General features: G+C 36.0%; 4 protein-coding genes. 3 read left to right on the forward strand and 1 reads right to left on the reverse strand.

Annotated features, from left to right (window positions below; all coding sequences use genetic code 11):
• Nucleotides 1-20: 20 nt before the first annotated feature.
• Nucleotides 21-1460 carry an alpha-amylase gene (locus FNW21_RS08060; RefSeq protein ID WP_144256218.1) on the reverse strand — a complete coding sequence of 480 codons (1440 nt, stop codon included), beginning with the start codon at nt 1458-1460 and terminating at the stop codon, nt 21-23.
• A 782-nt stretch (nt 1461-2242) separates the two neighbouring features.
• Between FNW21_RS08060 and FNW21_RS08065 the strand changes: the two genes are divergently transcribed.
• The 3 genes from FNW21_RS08065 (at nt 2243) to FNW21_RS08075 (ending at nt 7823) form a co-directional block, all read left to right on the forward strand.
• Nucleotides 2243-3649 carry a peptidylprolyl isomerase gene (locus FNW21_RS08065; RefSeq protein ID WP_394344690.1) on the forward strand — a complete coding sequence of 469 codons (1407 nt, stop codon included), beginning with the start codon at nt 2243-2245 and terminating at the stop codon, nt 3647-3649.
• Nucleotides 3650-3755: 106 nt separating this feature from the next.
• Nucleotides 3756-4709: an AAA family ATPase gene (locus FNW21_RS08070; RefSeq protein ID WP_144256220.1), complete on the forward strand. Its 954-nt coding sequence runs from the start codon at nt 3756-3758 to the stop codon at nt 4707-4709.
• A gap of 342 nt (nt 4710-5051) precedes the next feature.
• Entirely contained in the window at nt 5052-7823 is a 2772-nt protein-coding gene (locus tag FNW21_RS08075; protein ID WP_144256221.1) for a bifunctional aconitate hydratase 2/2-methylisocitrate dehydratase, read from the forward strand.
• Nucleotides 7824-8205: the final 382 nt, after the last annotated feature.

Below are 8205 nucleotides of genomic sequence, written 5' to 3' on the forward strand. Positions count from 1 at the left end.
AATGGGCTTCCTCGTATTACTTATAAGTTGCTTGACCAAATGGTATAACTGTTAGGAGGGCATTGTATTTTTACCCATTTATCAGCTTGTGTGGTTGGAATCCAAGTAGAGTTTCCTGTAAAATCTTTGATTTGAGTACTAACCCAATTGGTAGGAACCCATCTTTCAAGAGTAGTCGATGAGTTGTTGATATACACCACCAATCCGGGATTGCCGTTGTAACCATTTCTTCTAGCAACATATTCGTCATTATCTGCATATAAAATCGAGGTGGTGCCAGTTGCTTTGTTGTTATGAATCCAAATTAAATTGTTTAGTTTGGCTTTGTCCAACCATTCTTCGTAATCTCTATAAAAAATAGTCGGGTATCCTTCATGAGTTAGAATGTAGGCGTATGCCAATTTTTTGTTCCAAATTTCATCTGTGTCGTGGTTGGTGACAAAAGTAACTGCTTTGTACGGGTTTCTTTTCCACATCATGTCATCGTTCAACAAGGCTAGATTATTGCCGTCAAAGGCATCATTCATTTTGTAATAACACGCAAAATCAAATACGGAACTATTGGCACTATTAGCCCAATTATTCAAATTATCTACATTACTATCCCAGTTTTCTCCAACCGTAAATCCACCTACGTTAGCATTCCAGCTATTTACAACCCAAGCCCCAAAACCTTTTACATAATCAAATCTCCAGCCATCAAACTTCATTGTGTTCTTGTAATATTTTCCTACTCCGTCAGTTCGTAACCAGAGCCAATTTTGCACATTTGGTGCCGCATGACATAAATCTGGAAATCCTCCAAAGGATCCTTCGTCATTAGTGCCGTAAGAGTTTTTGTAAAAATCGGCACTTGTTCTCGGGAATTTACCAGATGCTACGCCAGTAAAGTTGGTATAGGTTTGTGTTCCTGTAAAAGGATTGCTTTCTAATTGCCCACCGCTATTGTGGTTAATTACAATATCAGCATAGACCTGCATGTTTTCGGCATGTGCTTGTGTGATTAGATTGACCAATTCAGTCTTTGAACCAAAACGAGTTTCGGTAGAGCCATTTTGATTGTAATTCCCAAAATCAAAATAATCAGTAGGGTCATATCCCATAGATAATGCACCACTTTGAGCCTTCGAAGCAGGTGGCAACCATACAGATCCAATTCCTGCATTTCCCCAAGCCGTAACTTTGGATTTTACAGTATCCCACCAAGTTCCACCAGCAGGAACATCCCAATAAAAAGCTTGCATCATCACGCCGCCGCCTGGATTGGCAACATATTTTGCTGTGGTTGAGCTACTTGATTTTCCAGTGCTAAAAGGACGACCGTCAGTAGTTACGTTTATTATTTTGAATTTAGAGGTCGAAGCAAAAGTATCTGCTTCTAGATTGTCATTCGAATTACAGGAGGACAAGCCAGCCATAACGAGTGATGCTAAATAAAGTTTGAAATTTGGGTTTTTCATAAAAAAAGTAATTTAGGTTAGGTTAATAGATTTTGGGTTTTTATTGATATTTAATTAAATGCGTTTTTTTAATGTTAAAATAATAATTTTATTTCTTTTTTATAGCGTTATGTTTAACGTTTTGCTAATTTAAGGAAACGACTAATTAATTTTATATGGGAATTTTATATTTGATAGCGATAACGTTGTAGTGTTTAAAACTTTAAATAAATTGTAAGGTTTGTATCGCACATCAATTACAATTTTATAGGCGTTCCTACTACTTGGCATTGGCAACATTCTTTTTTTTGATTTTGAAAAAAAAAAAGAAAAAATTCCGTAAAACAGGTAATATAAATAGTTTTGTTTTACCCTTGTTTTGCTAAACTCAACTATTTTGAAGCAATAATTAGACATATTTGCTCTGATTTTGCACTAATTTTAATTCATTTTTTGACACACAAAACAAAAAAATCCTTGCTAATCTGTTAAATCCGTGTCATCCGTGGACAAATTTTATGTAATGCTAAATGTTTAGGGTTAAATCAAAATGTCCTGCATATTTGGCACTAGGTCTCGGGTGTTTATAATTTTTTGTTAATACTAGTTGCTAAAGTTGTATTATGTAATTGAATTGCTATTTTTGTTCGTTTAAGTAAGCAATTTGGAATTTTAAAATTTCGATTTACTAGTACTTAAAGTGTATATTTGGCAAAAATTAAACAAGCACTTGTAAGTGTACTCTCAGCTTGCTTTTAAAAATTAAAATAAAAATTAAAAAAATGCGATTAACAATCCTACTAATGAAGCTTTTAAATCCTAAAATTATACTTCCTTTTTTTCTGTTACTTTTCTCTATTGCTATCGCAGATGCTCAAGAAATTATCAAAGACACTGTTGTCGTTTCTAAAACGGGAGTTAAACCAAGTCAGCGTTTAAAGGTCGATGGTGTGATTGCGACCGTTGGGGATTACCTTATTTTAGATTCGGATATTGATAAATCTTTTTTGGAAATTTCAAGTCAAGGCGGTTCCGTAAAAGACATTACAAGATGCCAAATGCTAGGGAAATTATTAGAGGATAAACTCTATGCGCACCAAGCGATTCAGGATAGTGTTAAGGTTTCGGATGCCGAAATTAAAGGAATGATGGACGATCGTTTGAATTATATGATAGAACAAATAGGTTCTATGGAAAAAGTAGTTCAGTATTACAAAAAGAATTCCGAAGAGGATTTTAGGTCTTATTTCTTTGATGTTTTAAAAGAACAAAAGCTGACTACCGAAATGCAAAAAAAGATTGTAGATGCCGTAGAAATTACTCCTGAAGAAGTACGTAATTTTTTTAAAACGATCCCAGCAGCTGATTTACCTGTTTTTGGTTCAGAAATGGAAGTAGCCCAAATCGTTATTAAACCACAAGTTACGGAGGCTGACAAACAAAAAGTAATAGACAAATTAAAAGGATTCAAAAAAGAAGTACAAGAAGGCGCTAGTTTCTCTACAAAAGCCGTTTTGTACACCCAAGATCCTGGGTCAAGATCTACGGGAGGTTTTTATAAAATGAACCGAAAAACTCCTTTTGTAAAAGAGTTCAAAGATGTGGCTTTTAGCCTTGGCGAAGGCGAAATTTCGGAGCCATTTGAAACTTCATTTGGATATCATATTATAATGGTCGAAAAAATAAAAGGGCAAGATATTGAATTGCGTCATATTCTATTAACGCCAAGTGTTACAGATGATGCGGTTAAAGAGGCCAAAGAAAAAATCAATTTGATTAAAAAACGAATCGAAGACAAGCAAATTACTTTTGCGGAAGCGGCCAGAACACTATCAGAAGAAAAAGAAACCAAAGTAAATGGTGGGGCTCTTATCAATCCTAAAACGCAAGATACCCGTTTTGAATTGACCAAAATGGATCCAGATTTATATGCTAAAGTGTCTAATTTAAAAGAAGGCGAGGTTTCAATACCGTATCTTGAAGAAGATCAAGGAAAGAAAACCTTCAAAATTATCACGGTTACCAATAGAATCAATGAGCACACTGCGGATTACGCCAAGGATTATATCAAGATTAAAGATCTTGCCTTGAAAGAAAAACAAATTAAGGCAATTGCCAAATGGTTTGACGAAAAAATCAAAGAAACCTACATTAAAATAGTAGGGGAATATAGAGATTGTAGTTTTACAAACAATTGGTTGAAAAAATAATTTTATTAAATAAATAAAAGCGTTAGTTTTATGAATTCATAAAACTAACGCTTTTTCATTTTAAAAATCTAAAATCTAAAATCTAAAATCTAAAATCTAAAATCAAATGTCAGATGTTGCTGCTATACATAATTTGGTTCAAAAACGAAACGAACTAAAATCCGAAATTGCCAAAATAATTGTGGGTCAAGATGCGGTAGTAGATCAAATTCTACTGTGTATTTTTTCTGGCGGTCATGCGCTATTAGTTGGTGTTCCTGGTCTGGCCAAAACCTTGTTGGTAAATACTTTGGCGCAAGCCTTGGGATTGGATTTTAAACGAATTCAATTCACGCCAGATTTGATGCCTTCGGATATATTGGGAAGTGAAATATTAGACGAAAACCGGCAGTTCAAATTCATAAAAGGACCCATTTTTTCGAATATTATTTTGGCGGACGAAATCAATAGAACGCCACCCAAAACCCAAGCGGCATTGCTAGAAGCCATGCAAGAACGTTCGGTGACCATAGCAGGCGAAAATCATAAATTAGACTTGCCTTATTTTGTCTTGGCAACCCAAAATCCTATTGAGCAAGAAGGAACCTATCCCTTGCCAGAAGCACAATTAGACCGATTTATGTTTGCCATCAAACTGGAATATCCCTCTTTTCAGGAAGAAGTTCAGGTGGTCAAACGCACCACTTCGGATACGAAAACAACGATAAATTCATTGTTTACAGCACAAGAAATTATCGATTTCCAACACCTTATTCGCAGGATTCCCGTTGCCGATAATGTGATTGAATATGCCGTAACTCTGGTCAGTAAAACACGTCCTGATAATGTATTGTCTAATGAATTTGTAAAAAACTATCTTGATTGGGGCGCAGGACCTAGAGCCTCGCAAAATCTAATTTTGGCAGCCAAAGCGCATGCCGCTTTCAACGGAAAATTCTCTCCTGATATTGAAGATGTAAAAGCCGTGGCTACTGGAATTTTGCGTCACAGAATCATTAAGAACTACAAAGCCGATGCCGAAGGAATTACCGAAGAAATCATTATCAATAAATTGATGTAAAGCACTTCCTTTGGCTTTTTTAGGAGCGAGAAATCAGCTTTCCAGCGTTGTAATTTTGCAATTGAAGTGAATAGATCGTAAACAGCCTTGTTTTTCTGGCTTATTATTTGGTAATTAGGCAAATAATCATGCGGATATTTAGAATTTTTCAATAAAAATCACATAATTTCATTTATTTGTAATTATAGTGTTTGAGTTGCTATCTTGTGTTAAATTCTTTTTAATTATCATCATAAATTCTTTAAATTTGCATCACCAAAAAAAATAAAAAAAATCTAAATAATAAGGCTTTTTGATTTTGAAATAATCAATGAAATCAGCCAGTAACACCGAAAAGACACTATGAACATTTATAACGACTACATTAAGGAGATCGAAGAGCGTAAAGGTCAAGGGCTTCACCCAAAACCAATTGATGGCGCCGAATTATTAAGCGAAATCATTGCACAAATCAAAGATTTGCATAACGAGTACCGAGCGGATTCGCTTAACTTCTTTATTTACAATGTGGTTCCTGGAACTACTCCGGCTGCCAATGTTAAAGCTAATTTTTTAAAGGAAATCGTTCTAGGTCAATCCGTAGTTGCCGAGATTACACCTGCTTTTGCGTTAGAGTTATTATCGCACATGAAAGGGGGAACTTCGATAGCCGTTTTACTTGATTTGGCTTTGGGTACTGATGTTGCTATTGCAAATGAGGCTGCAGCTGTTTTAAAAACACAGGTTTTCCTTTACGAAGCCGATACAGATCGTTTAGAAGCAGCGTTCAAAAGTGGTAATGAAATCGCTGCGGCTATTTTAGAAAGCTACGCCAAAGCGGAGTTTTTTACAAAATTACCCGAAATAGCCGAAGAAATTAAGGTGGTTACTTTTGTTGCCGGCGAAGGCGATATCTCCACGGATTTACTTTCTCCAGGAAACCAAGCACACTCTCGTTCCGATCGTGAATTACATGGAAAATGTTTAATTTCTCCTGAAGCACAAGCTGAAATTAAAGCATTAGCAACTGCAAATCCTGATAAAAGCGTGATGTTAATCGCTGAAAAAGGAACAATGGGTGTGGGATCTTCAAGAATGTCAGGGGTAAATAACGTGGCACTTTGGAGCGGAAAACAAGCGAGTCCGTATGTTCCATTTATTAATATTGCTCCAATAGTTGCTGGAACAAACGGAATTTCTCCGATTTTCCTAACCACTGTAGATGTTACGGGTGGTATTGGTTTGGATCTTAAAAACTGGGTAAAAAAAGTAGACGAAAATGGAAACGTTGTTCGTAATGAAAGCGGTGATCCTATTCTGGAAGAAGTATATTCTGTAGCTACGGGCACGGTGCTTACCATCAATACAAAAACAAAAAAATTATATAGCGGCGATAAAGAATTAATTGATATTTCTAAAGCTTTCACGCCTCAAAAAATTGAATTTATAAAAGCGGGTGGATCTTACGCCATTGTGTTTGGTAAAAAATTGCAAACTTTTGCTTCAAAAACGCTAGGCATTGCTATTGTTCCTGTATACGCGCCGTCAAAGGAGGTTTCTGTTGAAGGGCAAGGGCTTACGGCTGTTGAAAAAATATTTAATAAAAACGCGGTGGGATCCACTCCTGGTAAAATTTTACACGCTGGTTCGGATGTTCGTGTTACTGTAAATATTGTGGGTTCACAAGATACAACTGGTTTGATGACTTCGCAGGAATTAGAGTCTATGGCTGCAACTGTGATTTCTCCAATTGTTGATGGTGCGTACCAATCGGGATGTCATACGGCTTCGGTTTGGGATAATAAATCCAAAGCAAATATTCCTAGATTGATGAAATTCATGAACGATTTCGGATTAATCACAGCTCGTGACCCGAAAGGCGTTTACCATGCTATGACGGATGTAATTCACAAAGTATTGAATGATATTACAGTAAACGAGTGGGCCATCATCATTGGTGGTGACTCGCATACCAGAATGTCTAAAGGGGTTGCTTTTGGTGCGGATTCAGGAACTGTTGCTCTAGCATTGGCTACTGGTGAGGCTTCTATGCCAATTCCAGAATCGGTAAAAGTTACCTTCAAAGGAGAGATGAAAGGCTATATGGATTTCCGTGATGTAGTGCACGCTACACAAGCCCAAATGCTTAAAACATTTGGTGGCGAAAATGTATTCCAAGGTCGAATTATTGAGGTTCATTTAGGAACGCTGAATGCGGATCAAGCCTTTACGTTTACGGATTGGACTGCCGAAATGAAGGCGAAAGCTTCTATCTGTATCTCTGAAGATTATACTTTGATCGAATCTCTTGAGATGGCAAAAGGTAGAATCCAGATTATGATCGACAAAGGAATGGATAACAAAAATCAAGTGTTGAAAGGTTTGATTGCCATTGCTGACAAAAGAATTGCCGAGGTTATATCTGGCGAAAAACCAGCGTTAAGACCGGATGCAAACGCCAAATATTACGCTGAAGTAGTAGTCGATTTGGATCAGATTGCCGAGCCAATGATTGCCGATCCAGATGTAAATAATGCGGATGTTTCTAAACGATACACGCACGATACGATTAGACCATTGTCTTTCTATGGTGGCGTTAAAAAAGTAGATCTTGGATTTATCGGATCGTGTATGGTTCACAAAGGAGATATGAAAATTTTAGCTCAAATGCTTAAGAATATTGATGAGCATGAAGGTAAAGTAGCCTTCAAAGCACCACTAGTTGTTGCTCCTCCTACTTATAATATTGTTGATGAATTAAAAGCAGAAGGGGACTGGGAAATTTTACAAAAATATTCTGGTTTCGAATTCGACGATAACGCTCCAAAAGGTGTGGCACGTACTGGGTATGAAAATATGTTGTATTTAGAGCGTCCGGGTTGTAACCTTTGTATGGGTAACCAAGAAAAAGCAGCCAAAGGCGATACGGTTATGGCTACATCTACCCGTCTTTTTCAAGGAAGAGTTGTGGAGGATACCGAAGGTAAAAAAGGAGAATCCTTACTTTCTTCTACACCAGTTGTAGTTTTGTCAACAATCCTAGGTAGAACGCCAACAATTGAAGAATACATAACGGCAGTTGAAGGGATTAACTTAACTAAATTTGCACCTTCACATAAATTGCTGGTTAAATAATTCACATAATTAGTTAATTATAATGTAAAAGCCTGATTCTAATGATTCAGGCTTTTTTTTGCACTCTATTTTTTTGTAACTTGTGAAGTTTTGATTAGAGTAGATTCTTGTAAATAGAACTAACATAATACTCAATCGTAAATAAAATTATTTTTAAATTTCATAACGTATTAATTAAACTTAATAAGATTTTGATTAAGTTTTGGTTATTTTTGTAGAATGAAAACAAAAAAACTTAATTTATATATTGACACTTCTGTAATTGGAGGTTATTATGACGTTGAATTTGAAGAAGAAACAAAAATGGCTCTTCGCCTAAATTAGTGGAATTGTGTTTTTAGGCATTACCTAAATAATATACCATTTTTATGAAATTATCTGG

This window comes from Flavobacterium restrictum (genome assembly GCF_007097245.1).
GTDB lineage: Bacteria > Bacteroidota > Bacteroidia > Flavobacteriales > Flavobacteriaceae > Flavobacterium > Flavobacterium restrictum.